Origin of the sequence: Allohahella marinimesophila (assembly GCF_039538005.1) — a bacterium.
Classification (GTDB): Bacteria; Pseudomonadota; Gammaproteobacteria; order Pseudomonadales; family Oleiphilaceae; genus Allohahella; species Allohahella marinimesophila.
In genome coordinates this window covers 1-14,556 of sequence record NZ_BAABBO010000002.1, presented here as the reverse complement: position 1 = coordinate 14,556, position 14,556 = coordinate 1, and the positions used below count along the sequence as shown (strand labels likewise).

At 54.1% G+C, this 14,556-nt stretch carries 18 protein-coding genes; 7 read left to right on the top strand and 11 right to left on the bottom strand.

All coding sequences use genetic code 11. The features are described 5' to 3' along the window. Genes ABD735_RS04780 through ABD735_RS04770 form a run of 3 tightly spaced genes read right to left on the bottom strand, consistent with a single transcriptional unit; the run spans position 1 to position 815 of the window. Positions 1-267: a BrnA antitoxin family protein gene (locus tag ABD735_RS04780; protein WP_344803858.1), complete on the bottom strand. Its 267-nt coding sequence runs from the start codon at positions 265-267 to the stop codon at positions 1-3. Then, on the bottom strand, positions 242-535 hold the full coding sequence (locus ABD735_RS04775) for a BrnT family toxin (RefSeq protein ID WP_344803856.1): 294 nt from the start codon (positions 533-535) through the stop codon (positions 242-244). The genes ABD735_RS04780 and ABD735_RS04775 overlap by 26 nt, the downstream gene beginning before the upstream one ends. Then, positions 525-815 (bottom strand): virulence RhuM family protein, encoded by a 291-nt coding sequence (locus ABD735_RS04770; protein ID WP_344803854.1) that lies wholly within the window; start codon positions 813-815, stop codon positions 525-527. The genes ABD735_RS04775 and ABD735_RS04770 overlap by 11 nt, the downstream gene beginning before the upstream one ends. Positions 816-1,069: 254 nt before the next feature. Here ABD735_RS04770 and ABD735_RS04765 point away from each other — a divergent pair, with 254 nt between their 5' ends. Next, positions 1,070-1,639 carry a YqiA/YcfP family alpha/beta fold hydrolase gene (locus ABD735_RS04765; protein WP_344803852.1) on the top strand — a complete coding sequence of 190 codons (570 nt, stop codon included), beginning with the start codon at positions 1,070-1,072 and terminating at the stop codon, positions 1,637-1,639. A gap of 18 nt (positions 1,640-1,657) precedes the next feature. Continuing rightward, the gene (locus ABD735_RS04760; RefSeq protein WP_344803850.1) at positions 1,658-2,584 is read left to right on the top strand and encodes a metallophosphoesterase; all 927 of its coding nucleotides are present in this window, start codon (positions 1,658-1,660) and stop codon (positions 2,582-2,584) included. 39 nt (positions 2,585-2,623) lie between these two features. Here the strand turns inward: ABD735_RS04760 and ABD735_RS04755 are convergent, their stop codons facing one another. From ABD735_RS04755 to arsC (ABD735_RS04745), 3 genes are all read right to left on the bottom strand, one after another. Continuing rightward, the gene (locus ABD735_RS04755) at positions 2,624-2,749 is read right to left on the bottom strand and encodes a hypothetical protein (RefSeq protein WP_344803848.1); all 126 of its coding nucleotides are present in this window, start codon (positions 2,747-2,749) and stop codon (positions 2,624-2,626) included. A gap of 183 nt (positions 2,750-2,932) precedes the next feature. After that, a complete protein-coding gene (locus ABD735_RS04750; RefSeq protein WP_344803846.1) occupies positions 2,933-4,963 on the bottom strand; it encodes a ubiquitin-like protein in 2,031 nt (676 codons plus the stop codon). 328 nt (positions 4,964-5,291) lie between these two features. Then, positions 5,292-5,789 carry an arsenate reductase (glutaredoxin) gene (gene arsC / locus ABD735_RS04745; RefSeq protein ID WP_344803844.1) on the bottom strand — a complete coding sequence of 166 codons (498 nt, stop codon included), beginning with the start codon at positions 5,787-5,789 and terminating at the stop codon, positions 5,292-5,294. A 240-nt stretch (positions 5,790-6,029) separates the two neighbouring features. On the opposite strand from arsC (ABD735_RS04745), the gene ABD735_RS04740 reads away from it, so the two are divergent. The 5 genes from ABD735_RS04740 to ABD735_RS04720 all read left to right on the top strand — a co-directional run bounded on the left by ABD735_RS04740 (position 6,030) and on the right by ABD735_RS04720 (position 9,555). Next, positions 6,030-6,728: a hypothetical protein gene (locus tag ABD735_RS04740; protein ID WP_344803842.1), complete on the top strand. Its 699-nt coding sequence runs from the start codon at positions 6,030-6,032 to the stop codon at positions 6,726-6,728. A 275-nt stretch (positions 6,729-7,003) separates the two neighbouring features. Further along, entirely contained in the window at positions 7,004-8,008 is a 1,005-nt protein-coding gene (locus ABD735_RS04735; RefSeq protein ID WP_344803840.1) for a helix-turn-helix transcriptional regulator, read from the top strand. Between the two features lie 67 nt (positions 8,009-8,075). Beyond that, entirely contained in the window at positions 8,076-8,228 is a 153-nt protein-coding gene (locus ABD735_RS04730) for a hypothetical protein (protein ID WP_344803838.1), read from the top strand. Positions 8,229-8,254: 26 nt separating this feature from the next. Then, a complete protein-coding gene (locus ABD735_RS04725; protein ID WP_344803837.1) occupies positions 8,255-8,461 on the top strand; it encodes a hypothetical protein in 207 nt (68 codons plus the stop codon). Positions 8,462-8,517: 56 nt separating this feature from the next. Further along, positions 8,518-9,555, top strand: coding sequence for a hypothetical protein (locus ABD735_RS04720; RefSeq protein WP_344803835.1), 1,038 nt, complete (start codon positions 8,518-8,520; stop codon positions 9,553-9,555). Positions 9,556-9,612: 57 nt separating this feature from the next. On the opposite strand, the gene arsC (ABD735_RS04715) is transcribed toward ABD735_RS04720, so the two are convergent. The 5 genes from arsC (ABD735_RS04715) to ABD735_RS04695 all read right to left on the bottom strand — a co-directional run. Beyond that, on the bottom strand, positions 9,613-9,972 hold the full coding sequence (arsC, locus tag ABD735_RS04715) for an arsenate reductase (glutaredoxin) (RefSeq protein ID WP_344803833.1): 360 nt from the start codon (positions 9,970-9,972) through the stop codon (positions 9,613-9,615). Between the two features lie 225 nt (positions 9,973-10,197). Further along, positions 10,198-10,434, bottom strand: coding sequence for a hypothetical protein (locus ABD735_RS04710; protein WP_344803831.1), 237 nt, complete (start codon positions 10,432-10,434; stop codon positions 10,198-10,200). After that, the gene (locus ABD735_RS04705; protein WP_344803829.1) at positions 10,409-10,702 is read right to left on the bottom strand and encodes a BrnT family toxin; all 294 of its coding nucleotides are present in this window, start codon (positions 10,700-10,702) and stop codon (positions 10,409-10,411) included. Before ABD735_RS04705 ends, ABD735_RS04710 begins: the two co-directional genes overlap by 26 nt. A gap of 367 nt (positions 10,703-11,069) precedes the next feature. Beyond that, positions 11,070-12,164, bottom strand: a complete 1,095-nt coding sequence (locus ABD735_RS04700; RefSeq protein WP_344803827.1) for a Fic family protein — start codon at positions 12,162-12,164, stop codon at positions 11,070-11,072. Positions 12,165-12,346: 182 nt separating this feature from the next. Beyond that, positions 12,347-14,556: DUF3427 domain-containing protein (locus ABD735_RS04695; RefSeq protein WP_344803825.1), on the bottom strand; the 2,210-nt coding region annotated here is incomplete at its 5' end.

Sequence of the window (14,556 nt, the reverse complement as noted above, 5' to 3'; positions counted from 1 at the left end):
CTAATGCGACCTGACCCACTCTTCGAGTACGCTGTCGATTCGTCCTTGCCAGCCTTTGCCTGTAGAACGAAAGTGCGCCAGGACTTCCGGCGACAGGCGAATAGTGATGCGCTCTTTAGTTGGCGATTTTTGCGCCCCTCGTACCCCGAGTACTGTCTTCATTCCATCAGGCAGCACTTCATGGGCCGGTCGGAAGTGTTTCATATCTTCTGCCGTAATTTCGCGGACTTCGCCGTCCTCATCAATAAGTGGTTTTCTGGGTTTCATACTGTGCCACCTCTCGTTTGTTAGCTTTGCGGAAACTGATAACCCTGACGCCGCCGTCAATAAGTGTGAAGCAGAGTACGTGAACGCGGCCGGCTAAATTGCCCAGTGCCACATACCTGACTTCTTGATAGTCCTTCCTGTCGTCCACTGCAATGACAGCGTTATCGAAGTCGAACTCAGAAGCACGATCAAAGCTGAGCTCCCGTTCTGCGATATTTCTCCTGTTTTTTGCAGGGTCATAGCTTATCTTCAAAGCTTTATTGTACATACAAAAAACTGGCCGAGCAATCAAGCAAGCGTTTCTTGCCATCAACGGCAGTTATCCGGAATTTCCGGATAACTGAACGCTCCTCCAGCTCATCTGACCTGAAGATATTCTGTAGGTGCTCATTGACTGTGCGCACATCGACACCGGCTAGCTCAGCCATCGGCTTCTGCATGAGCCAGATCGCTTCGTCTTCGTAGCGGGCTTCGATCGTTTGGTCACCGGATGGGACGGTGAAGATTGCAAACTCAGCGGTGCTGTTGCGGATTAGGTGCTTGTTCAAAGCTGCCTCCCTGCAGGCTCTTATATCAGTTAGCGCTCGAGGCCGGATGATAGCACAAGAAACTGTATGTATGTACAGTTAAGGATGGCAGCACTTTGCGGTCCCCGCCATCTGCGGATTTGCGCAAGCGGCTAATCAACTTCGCACTGCTAGACGCTCTGGTATACCGCAGTATCCAAATTCAGATACGGTATCCATATAAAGACACCCGAGTATACCGAGACCCTTAGCCCCGACAGCATGGAGCGTTAATATTGAATATCTTCTATTGCCATGGCTTTGCCAGCGCGTTCGATCCCGACAAGCCAAAGATCCAGCGCCTCAGCGAGCTCGGTCCGGTTCACGGGGTTGACTTCGACTTCACCCAGCCGGCAGAGACAGTGGTTGAGCGATGCATGGCAGCCCTGCTCGAACACGATATAGATCTCGTGGTTGGCACCTCCCTGGGCGGGTGGCTGGCCAATGCGGCCGGATCGCGCGCTGGCCTGCCGTTTGTCGCGATCAATCCATCCATTGATCCAGCAAAAACGTTGATGCGTCACGTCGGCAAGGGTGTGGATCATCAGGGTAAGCCTTACGAGCTGGAAGCGTCCGCAGTGCTCAGCTATTCGCCGTTTCGCCTTGCAGGCTGTGGACTGATTCTTCTGGATGAAGGCGATGACGTGCTCGATTCAGCTCAGACAGCGTCTCTTTGCAAGCCGCGTTTTGAAGTCGTTTCGTTCCCTGGCGGCAGTCACCGCTTCGATCACATGGAAGCCTCGCTGCCGTTGATAGACACATTTTTTCACAGAGCCAGCCTGGTCTATGGGCTGGACGACGACTGATACGAACGAGGAAAACATATGTACGACATCATCGGCGACATCCATGGCTATGCATCAGAGCTGAAAGCGCTCCTCGCAAAGATGGATTACCAGAACATCGACGGCGTCTGGCAGCACCCTGAGCGCAAGGTTATTTTCCTGGGCGACTTTGTAGACCGTGGGCCCGAACAGGTCGAAACCGTCCAGATCGCCAAAGCCATGGTCGAGCGTGGCCATGCGCTAGCCGTGATGGGGAATCACGAATACAACGCCGTTGCGTGGGCGACGCCAGATCCCGATAACGACGGGTGGTATCTGCGAGAACATACCGATAAGAATCTTGATCAGCACAAGGAGTTTCTCGATCAGCTCGAGGAGGGCAGCGCACTACACCAGGCCTTTATCGAGTGGTTCAAGACCCTGCCGCTATTCCTCGACATGCCAGATTTTCGGGTGGTTCATGCGTGCTGGCACCCTGACTATCTCGAAGCGATCTTGCCCTATCTGGATGATCAGAACTGCTTGCTGCCCGAGTCCTGGGCGGCGACCGCGCGGGAGAACTCACAGCCTTTCGAGGCATTGGAAACCCTGTTGAAAGGTCTCGAAATCCCGCTGCCCAATGGACTCGAATTCCACGACAAGGGTGGTCATCCCCGTACCAATATGCGGACTCGATGGTGGGATACCGAAGGCATCACGTACCGTGATCTGGCGATGGTGCCCCCAGAGGTCATCGAAAGGATTCCGCACGAACCGATTCCTGAAGACATTCTGCCTGGGTATGACGCGAAGAAGCCGGTGTTCGTTGGTCACTACTGGATGAATGGTGAGCCCGCGCCCCTGACAGATCACATCGCCTGTCTGGATTACAGCGTGGCTAAAGGGCCAGGCGGAAAGCTATGCGCTTATCGTTTTGATGGCGGGCAGACGCTTAACCAGACCAACTTCGTCTGGGTGAGCGTGTAACGCCGAATTTAGCTCAAACTATTTCAGCCGCTGAATGCCTCAGCCAATAGTGCGCACCATCATCTCTGAAGCGCTGCTGCTGGAGAACATCCCGACTATTGATATGCAGGCCAGGGCTGCGTAGAGGGCGAGATCAAAAGTGGTAGCAAAGGATTGCTTGGTCATTCGTACTGTGGTCCGGAAGATGGCTTGAAAGTGCGCGCAGGGTACTGCCGGAGTGGTTAGCAAACAACCACTGTGGACGCATCTTCATGGAGTTTCTGTTTGCAAGTTTCGGTGACAGAATGTGTCCGCTGCGCGGATCAGAATTCAGGGCGATGAAGATGGGCGGCAGTGCCTGCCAAATGCTCACGCAGGTGTCGAGCAGGCTGGCTTGCGGCTCTGGAGATATAAGCAGCCTAGCAAGAGAAGAATCCAGTTGAGATCGATTGCACCACCTCCGCCGGTTCTTTTAGCGCCAATACCGCCAGGATCCACGATAGTGCCGTTGATAAGCTCGTCCGCGTCGTTCGGTCCACCATCTTCAATAGTGAGTTGCACACACCAATGGCCTGCGGTGAGGCCGCTCGTATAATCGTCTGCCCCGGGGGCAGGACAGACACCTTGCTCGCCTGCGGCTGAAGCGAGGTGGTTATACGCATCCTCAACAAAAGTTTGCCACTCATTACCGATTAACTTCCTGTAAACCGGTCTTTGCGGGATAGCAGAGCGCTGCGGCAGAACCAGTTCGACACTATCGCCTCGAACAGGAATTCCAGAAATGATCATGTCAAAGTAGCCGCCCGTGTTGAGGATAGTATCCCGCGAACCGGTTATTTCGTCAGAGGATAAGAGCGTCCCGTCAGCACCGTTGAGAAGCGCACGTGTTCCAAGACTGAGCTTCAGACCGGGCTCTGTTTCCATGAGAAAAAGCCCGCCATCGCCAATATTTTCGCTGAGCACGTTCGGTAGGGAACTCTCGTCCAGATAGTCTGGCACGCCATCCTGATCCAGATCGCTCATCCCTTCACTCGCATCATCTATGCCATCACCATCGGTGTCTTCGCTACCGCTTAGCAAGGGGTAGCTGTCAAGCACTCTGAAAGCGAAGCTATCCGTGGCAGCGTATGCGGGTGCACCGTCATCGGTGACCGAAACCTTGATGCTGTAGACGCCCGGCTCGAGAGTAGAGGGATCAAGTAGCTGTAATGGACCGCTGTCGCTGGTCGCGACTGCTGCACGTGGGTAAGAAAAGGCGAAGGTATGACTATCTGCCGGATTAGCGTCGCTGACCTCCGCCCGAAGGACAATTTCGCCGCCGTAGCGCTGAACCAGTTTGACCTGACGGTCGTTCTGGGTCAGCGTTAGTGATAGCTCAGGCCGAACATTACCTTCGACTATTGTTAGCTGGTGCGTTCTCTTTGGGCCGAAATTACCTTCGCCCGTAAGGCTCACCAGCAGCGTTTCCGAACCCTCGGTCAGCTCGTCCTGAAACAGGCGGACAGCAACCGCCTTTCGCAACTCGCCTTCTTCAAAGAAGACTGAGCCTGTCCGAAGGTCAGAGTCGGTGTCACCCGCTGTACCCTCAACCGTATAGCTCACCTCAAGCGGATAAACAGGCGCAGGCCCATTGAGCAGAAACTCGACTTCTGCAGTCCCGCCCTCTGCTCGAGCCTGGTCCTTGCCCAGCGAAATCAAAGGCACGACCTCGATCTCTTGGGTAGTACTGGCCGCGTTGCCTGCCATGTCTGAGCTGGTCCATGTGAGCAAGTGTCGGCCAGGTCGCAAAAACCTCGTATTGCCGGTTGCAGTCGCTGACAGCGGCCCATCAAGCGCGTCAGCCACCTGAGGCGGCGTCAAAGTCGGTGCAGGCGTGAGTAGCCCGACGGCATTAATACGAATCGTATCTAAAGTGCTAAAGTGCGGAGGCTGGTCATCTCGAGTGGGGTCATTTCCGGCAAGTGCCTCGTCGATGTTGCTCAAGCCATCGCCGTCGAGATCTCCCGACGCATCTCCAGCATTTCGCTTATCGAAGCCGTACCGGTCCTCGAACGCATTCGGGAGTCCATCGCCGTCCATGTCCTCATCAAGCGAGTCCTCGATACCATCACCGTCAAGATCGGCAATGGCTAGCAGTAAATGCAGTGTCGATTCCTTCTGAATGTTGTAATCGCCAAGCGTGCGACCATCTTCAAGCTCTTTGCCCGCGAATATGAGTCGCTGTGCGTCCGGCGGCACGCCTTCTTTTTCCTGAATCTTGGACTTGACGTTCTCTACAGTATCGTTGCTCTCTACCTCAAGTGTGATGGTCTTGCCAACCAGGGTCTTGACGAAGATCTGCATGGCAAACGCGCTCTGAACGCTGCTCACCATCAACACTACAAATACAATCCACCGCATGCCGCACCCTGTTCTCATCGAAAATGAGCGAACCTGCCGCTAAACAGGGCGAGCTCTCCTGAAGCTTAAGCTTAGCTTGCAGTGGTAAAAGGTCTACCGGCGGGCCTGACGCGGTTGCGGGGATACTAGCGAGGATCTGCGCTGGTGACTCAGGGTGGCTCCCAGATCTGCGTTCACTCCGCGGATGATCGATACTTCACTCTTTGTCGCCACTTACCGTATTCCCTCGCATAAAAGACAACCTAGGATTCAACCAACTTCAGCACCATCTCGGGCGGCCGCCCGACAACTGCTTTCTCGCCAGTATCGAGAATGGGCNAAAGACAACCTAGGATTCAACCAACTTCAGCACCATCTCGGGCGGCCGCCCGACAACTGCTTTCTCGCCAGTATCGAGAATGGGCCGCTCCATCAGGCGAGGGTGGCTCGACATCGCCTCGATCAGCACGTCATTGGAAATATCCGGAATACCAAGACCAAGTTCTGTGTACTCAGCCTCACCTTTGCGTAGAAGGTCGCGTGGTGTGCATCCAAGTCGGTCGATCAGCGCCTTCAGTTGTTCCGGCGTGAGCGGCTCGTCCAGATAGCGAACCACGTTCACATCGATGCCTCGCTCCTCGAGCAGACTCAGTGCCTGACGACTCTTGGAGCAGCGTGGGTTGTGGTAGAGGGTGAGGGCAACGGGCATAGTTATTCTCGCTAATTTGAGGAGGGGCATAGTATACACCGCAGCCGCCTTCACACCGGATTGGTTGAGCTGCTCGGTCATGAACTCGGCATGCACCTGGGCGACGCAGAAGGCGAAGGTGCGGCGCTGGTGGGGCACATGCTTACGACGCTGAGGCCGATGTCGCTCGCTTAGCCACCAGCAACAGTCGCGTCTGGCGCACTTATTACAGAATTGTTACTATTCCAGCGATCGACGCAGTGGCCGGTCTGAAACATGCTGATCAAGGTCTGTCAGAGCAGGCAATCGACTTTTTGCCAATTTCCTCTTTTACGCCAAAGCCACGGAAGCAGCATTGGATCACTGCGGGTCTCCAGCCCAATTAAGGCTTCCCAATTAATGAAGATCGAATTTGACGCCTCCGCTATCGGACGCATACTGGGCGTAATTGCGCTCCTCCTCATTCTCGCCAGCCTCGGTGGGCAGCTTTCAAAGTACCTGCTAGGGCACGACCATCTCAAAGGCTTCGTCCCGCTCTTTTCTGTTGATGGAGAACGGAACGTGCCGACGTTCTTCTCAGTTTTACTCTTGCTGTTGAACAGCAGTCTGCTCGCAGTTATCGCTTCACTGAACATGCGGCAGAAAGCACCGCATTCTTCAAAGTGGGTAATCTTGTCTCTCGGCTTCCTGTTCATGGCGTTCGATGAAGGCTTCAGTATGCACGAAAAATTGATCACCCCTTTCAGGTCGCTGATGGGTGATCAGGAACTCGGCATCTTCTATTTCGCCTGGGTCATTCCCGCAATCGCTCTAGTACTCATTCTCGGTTTGTTCTTTCTCAAGTTCCTGATGTATCTCCATGTGAGAACCAGGTTGAGATTCGTAATAGCGGGAGCCGCTTACCTTGGAGGCGCGATTGGCGTCGAACTCATTGGTGGAGGCTACGCCGAGCTGTACGGCTACAGCAGCCTTACCTACAGCATGATTGTGACAGCGGAGGAAGGCCTGGAACTGACTGGCCTGATTCTTTTCATTCGGGCACTCGTCAACTACCTTGCAGAGCACTACAGAGAGTTGCGAGTCGCCTTTAGCGGCTAAGAAAACTTCCTTCGGAAGAAGTGCCTCAATTCGTTGCAAAGCGAATGCAGTTGATTGCCTCAAACGATCAAGCTGCTATTGAGGCTACGGATCGCCCCCTCATGCCGCTGGTACCTCTCCGAAGTACGGAAACGGCGCAACCTTCCCGCCAGCATGCCGCACCCTGGTCTTATGGAAAATGAGCGAACCTGCCGCTGAACAGGGCGAGGTCTACTTTATCGAGCACTCACGAAACAACGGCCAATCAACGCTGACAGTATTCCCCTGGAGCCCCCATGTCTGACACGTCAGTACGCTATCTCATGATGCTGAGAATGATCCCGCGATATCCGAAATTCATCACCACAACCGACCTGGTGAAGAAGTTGGAGGCACGCGACTTCTCAGTCAACCTGAGATCGATTCAGCGGGATCTCGACAAGCTCTCGACATACTTTCCCTTGCAGGTGGACGAGCGTACTTCGCCCTACAAATGGTCCTTTGATCGCGAAGCGGTGATCGATGTCGTCCCTGCACTGGATCTACCAGCCGCTCTGACATTCGAGCTGGCAAAAGCCTACCTGACGCCCATATTGCCGCCAAAAACCCTGTCTCATCTGAAACCTCATTTTGATGAAGCCCATCGAACGCTGCTCGGCGAGCAGAGTCTTCTAAGCCGCTGGCCTGATAGAGTCCGTGTAATCAATCGCGGGCTGGGCAGTCAACGTCCAGCCGTCGACGCTGATGTGATGGAGGCTGTCACGGAAGCACTACTGCGTGGCTATCAATGCGAGCTCACCTACCAGGCGCGAAAGTGGCCTGAACCAGAGAACATTGTCGTTCATCCGCTGGGACTGATATTCCGGGACCCAAATGTTTACCTCATAGCAACAATCGAGGGCAGGGAAGGACTGCGGCAACTGGCGCTTCACCGGGCAAGCAGCGGCGAGGTGTTGGAAAAGACTGTGAGTCGACCGGAAGGGTTCGATCTTGATCAGTACATCAAATCCGGTGCGATGGGTGTTCTGCTCTCTGATGTCCCGGTGAATTTGAGACTGTGGTGTGACCGACCAGCACTGAATCATCTACTGGAAGCGCCTATAGGCGCGGATCAAGTCATCACCGATCTGGATGATGAAGGTTTTGAACTCACCGTTACGCTTGGCGATAGCGAGGATCTGCGCTGGTGGCTGACCTCTCAAGCCGCCTACTGCGACATCCTCGAGCCTCAGTGGCTTTATGACGAGATCGAGCAGACTCTGGAAACAGGGCTGTTGCGGGCTCGCAAAAGGGGCTGTTGAGAGGGCGACACTATCTGTCGCCTTCACGTCTTACGCTAGTTCGACACTTAACAGAGGCGAATACGGTATGTCACTTTCTCAAATGTCGATTGGAGCCATGGGGCTGATCATGCTCTGGGCGTTTATCAGTGGCGAGTACTGGATCATTCCGTTCGCGCTGGTCGGCGTCGAAGTGGCGACCGGATTTGGCGGTTCGATCATGAGTTACTTTGTCGAATAACCTGGACTACATTGAAGGCTAGCATCATGCGCAATCGAAACGATTCCCTGAATATTCGTGATCAACTCAGTAAAGCTGTTCACCAGCCGGGCACGCGTGCTCAGCAAATCGACCGTGCTTTGACTGTCGTTCTGAAAGCGGCACTTTGGATCGGCTATGGCTCTGCGCTTGCGTGCTGGTTCGTGGCGGTCAATGCAATCATTCTGTTTTCGCAGATGTTGAACGCTAAATAGCTGGCGTGGCGAGTACGAACTGAGACCTGGCGGTCAGACATTTGGAGAAAAGTTGGATGCCATTTAGAGAGCACCATTCACTTGAACTACGGACGCTTTTCCAGGCTAAACCTTATCAAGGTGCTGATCCAGCCAAGGCCGCTATCGTCTTTCTCAGTTCTGACGCCAACTACGCCCCTGAAATATCAGAGCCCCCATTCTTCAACTACATTCTCGAGTATCACAAGGATGGCGCAGCCTTTTGGATGAAATATGGCAAGCACCATCCATTTCTTTTGGATCAGTATCCCTTCAAAAAGACGCAAGGTGGAAGACGCTTCCACAAAACCTTTAGCAAGATTGGTCTGGATAGTCGTTATGCGGAGCAGGTAAGTTTCATTGAGCTACTGGATATACCGACCATCGGAAATAAATCGAAGGACAGGAAGCTTTTCGATAGCTACGCGAATCTGGAACATTTGAAATGGATTGATCAGTTATATCTGAAACCCGCTAATCGGTTGATTTTCGTTTCCCGGGGCGTGCTGCGCGATATGGTCCGTCTTCGTCGGAATACGGAGCTGTTCCAATGGCTACCAAAATCGCTGCCCAGGGATAAATTTGAAACATCAGCAAATGGCAACAAGGTCCAGGAGATTTATCACTTCTCATCGAGCCATATACACCGGCAGATAAATCTCATCAAGAATATGATTGACGCCTGGCTCGCAAAGTCAGTCCACGAATGGGAGAAGGATTATACAGGTACGGCGATAGACGCTGCCCGCTGTAGTCAAAAGGCAGTTGCTAGACGTCTAACGAGCCATTCAGCGAAAGAGGTTGTCCAGGACATGAACGTTAAGCTAGGCAGCGAAGAGATCGATCCAAGGACAGTTCGGCCCGACCCGAGCAACGCCAACTGGACGACGCCAAGGACCTATGGCGTCTACGCAGTAACTCGTGACGGCGCCGCCGATATCAGATTTGGCAATCATCCAGTTCGCCAACGAGAGTTGGAGCGTGAGTTTGGGGCCGCAACCTTGATTGCGTTATACAACGACAGAGAGTTGGCAAAAGCGCGGGCTAAAGCTGAGAGAAAGACTCACCACGCATAACCCGATCAGTGCGTTTCTGCCTATGGCTACGGTTAGTCCAGCCCGGCGACAACTCACTCAAGATTCAACCAGCGCCAGCACCATCTCGGGCGGCCGCCCGACAACTGCTTTCTCGCCATTGTCGAGAATGGGACGCTCCATCAGGCGAGGGTGGCTCGACATCGCCTCGATCAGGACGTCATCGGAAATATCCAGACTATCAAGACCGAGTTCTTTGTACTCAGCCTCACCTTTGCGTAGAAGGTCTCGTGGGGTGCAGCCGAGGCGATCGATCAGCGCCTTCAGTTGGGTCGGGGTGAGCGGCTCGTCTATGTAACGAACCACCTGGACATCGAGACTACGTTCCTCTAGCAGGCTAAGTGCCTGACGACTCTTGGAGCAGCGTGGGTTGTGGTAGAGGGTAAGGGAAGTGGGCATAGGGAACCTCGATAGTTTGAGGGGAGCAGTCTACCGGAAAAATGCGAGCGATTCGTCCGCTGCTGATAGGCCACCAGGAAGTCGGCGTTCGGTGAACAGATAGCCTTCACACCGGACTGTTTGAGCTGCTCGGTCATGAACTCGGCATCAGCCTTGGAGACGCGGAAGGCGAGGGTGCGGCGCTGGTGGGGCACACATCACACAAACCCTGGGCAGCTTCAAGCCTTAGTGATTCTTCTGATGTGTTACATAGTCATCCAGCAACTGGCGGATCAGTTTCTGATACTGCATGTGATGCTTTGCTGCGGCTTGCTTAAAAAAGGCAACGCTTTCAGAACTGAGCGAAATCGTGATCTTGGTGCTTTCGTTCCTCAGCGCAAGCTCGTCTGGAGATGGAAGAAAATCGGCAACGATGCGAAAATCGCCAATTGGCTCATCACTGTACTGAATTTTCTTTGTCATAAATCCTCTTGCCTTTGCGCCAATACCCGGCGCCGAAAATACGAATTTTTCCTGATCGGTAAGTAAATCTTACTGTCAGAATACCTACGCCATCCTTGTCTTCACCGAAGCAAAAATACCGTTTTTCCGTAGCACTGTGCGCCGTATCTTCGGCAATAATCCGATGTCGATCCATGAATGCGTGTTGGGCCTCAAAAAATGAAACACCATGCTTTTCGACATTCTCGTCGTTCTTCGTGTCATCCCATTCGAAATTGGTTTTGCTCATTTTCAAAAGATAGCATTGGTATGGCTAAATAGCCATACCGCTGGCTCTTGCAGAGACGCTGATGGCAATAGTCACGCCAGCCCTTCTGGTGTGTGGTAATCGATAACGAAACGAGGTCTACTTTATCGAGCGCTCACGAAACAGCAGCCAATCAAAGAGGAAGACTCACTGCACATAACCCGGAGGAGCGCATGTAGTCATCCTGGGAGACGGAGAGTCTGCCTAGTGGGGCTTCATAGTTATCGCCGAATATCGTGATTTACGATAATTATCGTACGGCACGATAATTAACGATACATGCCCGTAAAGACCGTTGCGTGCCGTTTCTCGAGCACCTTCTTGAAGGGCGCTATCCGACGTTCTTGACTCAACCAGCCTCTGAATGAAACAGGTCGATGTATTCGCGGTAAACGAAGCGGCGATTACGCTTTTGTCCCGTCATCTCTTCGAGCACGCCGTTAGCCACAAACTGATTGACCAGTGTGTTGGCGGACTGGTAGGTCGTCTGAATAAGGTTCTGCACTTCTACTGTAGAGACGATAGGGTGTTGAAAGAGATGCTCCAGCACTTTTTGCCCATTGCCAGCCGCACGTCCGAAGCCATCTGTAATGAGCTGACGGTGACGCTCTCTCAGTAGGAGGATTCGCCGAGCAGTATCCGTAGCCTGTTGACTGACCTCGAATACCCCTCGAAGAAAAAACTCGAGCCATTGCTCCCAGGCACCATCGTCGCGAATGGCCTGTAAATGATCGTAATAAGCCTGGCGGTGTCGCTTGAAGTAGTGAGAGAGGTAAAGCACTGGCTTCAGGAGCACTTCCTGTTCGCAAAGCAGGAATGTGATGAGGAGGCGCCCGACGCGGCCATTGCCATCCAGAAAAGGGTGAATGGTTTCGAACTGTGCGTGAGCGATTCCGATCTTGATCAGGAGCGGCAGTGGTACATCGCTATGCAGGAAGATTTCAAGTTCGCCGAGTAGACGATCTACCTCATGGGGGGGCGGCGGAACAAACGAGGCTTCACTCAGGGTGCAGCCGGAAGGCCCTATCCAATTCTGAGTGGTCCGTGGGTCCCCGGGGGTGAGGTACTGTCCTCTCACGCCGGTCAGCAATTTCTCATGAATCTCACGAATCAGGCGGACGGAAACCGGAAGAGAGGTCAACCGCTCCAGCCCGTGATTCATTGCTGCGACATAATTGAAGACTTCATCAACGTCATCAGGGCGTTCGGTCGAGAACACCTTCGCTTCCGCCGCCAACACATCCTGTAATGAACTCTGGGTGCCTTCGATCTGACTTGAAAGAACTGCTTCCTTCTTCACGTACATGGCGACGAACAGGTCTGGGTGAGGCAAAGTAAGAATTGAACCGTCGAGCCTTCCCAAGGCTCGATCAGCCTGAGATAACAGCGTATGCAGACTTCCGTCCAGGCTGATCGGCGGATCTGGCGGGAGTGTAGCAGGCATAAAAGCGCTATAGCCGCTGAACTGCCGGACATACCTACCAGCTCGTTCAGAAGGTTTAATCGATTCCATACATCGTCCAGCCTTTAGTATGCGTCCATTTTCGCCCCATACTAAAGGCAGCCTTTAGTATGGGGAAGATTTTTCTCTATATTAAAGGCACGCCAACATATAGCTTTCACTGGCTAGCGCTTCAGCCCAAAAACCACACTCATCGGCTCCGCCCCCTCATGCCGCTGATACCTCACCTCACCGAAGTACTGAAACCCCGCAGCCTTCCCTCCAGATAACTTATTCTCCCGAACGAACAAATGAACCCCAATCCCCAGACGCTCGTGATTAATGATCTCCTGGCCCTTCTTGCTATGCGGTGCAGTAGTGTTCTGGCTTTGCCAGTGGAAGGTGCCGTCGGGGGCCCAGAAGTCGTGGTATTTATGTTCCTGCGCCTTACCCTGTTTATTTAGTGTCACCAGGAGAATATGAGCACGTTGTTCGTTCAGCACGACATGGCCTGAGTGCCAGTTGCCTGGATTGAACTCGACGCCGAACAGCGCGGGAATTTCCTCACGCTGAAACTGCTGACCCACCGCCATCTGCAGAGGAGCAAGCACCTGCTTGAGCCGTGCAAAAGTCCGCAGCTGCGAACTCAGCTCATCGTCTACCAGAATATCGTCATAATCAGGATTGGCTGCACGAAGCACGTATTGGCCGTTGGCGTCCTTGAGGATCTTGCGCAGCAGGTATTGATTATCGCCAGCATCGTCCTGTTTTTCGATGGCCATGGTGTCGCCGGTGATTGAGCCGGCTCGCTCTGGGCTGATGGCCTCCAGGAGCAGGTAGTCGCCATCGTGGACGGGGTGCTTGCCGCCGTTCATTGAGTTGCCGGAGGCTCTGGCGATGAAGTGGCGGGCCGGGTCCAGTTGGGCGTAGGCTTCGCCCAGGTGACGATATTCGGCTGCGTCGCTGCTGGCGGTTCTGAAATGGCCGCAGGCGATTTTCAGGTTAGGGAAGTAGGGCAGTTCGATACCAGGCGCTACGGTAGGCGCACCGGCTGCCAAAGCAGGATGAGGAATGATCTCAGCTCCGCCTTCAGTGCCACGCGTCGCCAGGCGAGCTTGGTAGTCGGCCAGCTTGTAGTCGATCAGCTCCTGCACCCACGCTGCGAGTAGGTCCTGCTCACTCGGCTTCACATCGGCTACAGCACGAAAGTGACCATCACGAACTTCAAACAGCGCACCCGCAGCACTTTTACCACTCTCGCCAATCCAGGCCGCGACAGGATTGCGGCGCCAGTAGCTCAGCCACGCCGCCTCCGCATACTTCGAACGATGCTCCTCTGGCAGATCCACCAGCAACGCCCGACGACGCTGCAGCACATCCCACGAGCGCCGACCAAGCGCAGATAAAGACGGGCTTGTTGTCCAGCCATCGAGCTCAAGAAAAGCCTCCAGGAGGATCATCTTGTAGCACTTGGTCATCCTGGTGGTTTCGATCTCTGCCAGCAGACGCCGATGCTGACTCAGCACCTCTTCCGGTGACGCAGAAGCCGCCACATCCGCCTCAGGCAAATTCTGGTTGTCGGCAACCATAGAGAACCAGTCGCCATAGATATCGCGGACCTTTTTTAGGTTAGCCCCGGAGCGATAAAACTCTGCCAGCGTAGGGCGCCGACCAAGGGTCTCTCGAAGCGCCAGATAGTCTCTCTGCGGACCATCACTATCCAGGCTCTTCAAGAAGTCGATCAGCTTCAGGTCGTAATTGACGAAGCAGCCCGCTGGCAGTTCTAGCGCTTGCTTCTGCGACTTATCAGCAAACTCAGCCAGGCCACGATAGTTCATCGTCTGGCCGATCAAAGCCTGCGGCTTGTGCAGAAAGCTATGGTGGTTACCAATGAAGTCCAGCACCACCACATGCGTCTTCTCCGGCTCTGCCTTGCGAAGGCCACGACCGAACTGCTGCAGAAACAGAATCTTCGACTTGGTGGGGCGCAGCATCATGATGGTGTCGATGGCCGGTAGATCCACACCCTCGTTGAAGAGATCGACGGAGAACATGACCTGCAGCTGATTGCTCTCGAGGTCTTCAAGCACTTTGCCACGAGACAGCGCAGAACCTGTATACACCGCAGCAGCCCTCACGCCGGACTTGTTGAACTGCTCGGCCATGAACTCGGCGTGAGCCTTGGAGACGCAGAAGGCGAGGGTGCGGCGCTGGCCCTCTGAGCGCCAGACTCGCAGCGCATGACGAGCACGGCCGAGCGTAGCCAGCTTCACGGAGAGCAGGTGGGGGTCGAACTTGCCAGAGCGCCAGGGGATCTCTGTGTAGTCGACGCTCTCGTCATAAATGCCGTGGTAGCGAAAAGGCGCGAGCAGGTTCTCGTGAATGCCGCGAAACA

Coding starts and splice junctions, on each gene's coding strand:
- ABD735_RS04780 (WP_344803858.1), bottom strand. CDS start 267: ATGAAACCCAGAAAACCACTTATTGATGAGGACGGCGAAGTCCGCGAA.
- ABD735_RS04775 (WP_344803856.1), bottom strand. CDS start 535: ATGTACAATAAAGCTTTGAAGATAAGCTATGACCCTGCAAAAAACAGG.
- ABD735_RS04760 (WP_344803850.1), top strand. CDS start 1,658: ATGTACGACATCATCGGCGACATCCATGGCTATGCATCAGAGCTGAAA.
- ABD735_RS04755 (WP_344803848.1), bottom strand. CDS start 2,749: ATGACCAAGCAATCCTTTGCTACCACTTTTGATCTCGCCCTCTACGCA.
- ABD735_RS04750 (WP_344803846.1), bottom strand. CDS start 4,963: ATGCGGTGGATTGTATTTGTAGTGTTGATGGTGAGCAGCGTTCAGAGC.
- ABD735_RS04740 (WP_344803842.1), top strand. CDS start 6,030: ATGAAGATCGAATTTGACGCCTCCGCTATCGGACGCATACTGGGCGTA.
- ABD735_RS04735 (WP_344803840.1), top strand. CDS start 7,004: ATGTCTGACACGTCAGTACGCTATCTCATGATGCTGAGAATGATCCCG.
- ABD735_RS04730 (WP_344803838.1), top strand. CDS start 8,076: ATGTCACTTTCTCAAATGTCGATTGGAGCCATGGGGCTGATCATGCTC.
- ABD735_RS04725 (WP_344803837.1), top strand. CDS start 8,255: ATGCGCAATCGAAACGATTCCCTGAATATTCGTGATCAACTCAGTAAA.
- ABD735_RS04720 (WP_344803835.1), top strand. CDS start 8,518: ATGCCATTTAGAGAGCACCATTCACTTGAACTACGGACGCTTTTCCAG.
- arsC (WP_344803833.1), bottom strand. CDS start 9,972: ATGCCCACTTCCCTTACCCTCTACCACAACCCACGCTGCTCCAAGAGT.
- ABD735_RS04710 (WP_344803831.1), bottom strand. CDS start 10,434: ATGACAAAGAAAATTCAGTACAGTGATGAGCCAATTGGCGATTTTCGC.
- ABD735_RS04705 (WP_344803829.1), bottom strand. CDS start 10,702: ATGAGCAAAACCAATTTCGAATGGGATGACACGAAGAACGACGAGAAT.
- ABD735_RS04700 (WP_344803827.1), bottom strand. CDS start 12,164: ATGCCTGCTACACTCCCGCCAGATCCGCCGATCAGCCTGGACGGAAGT.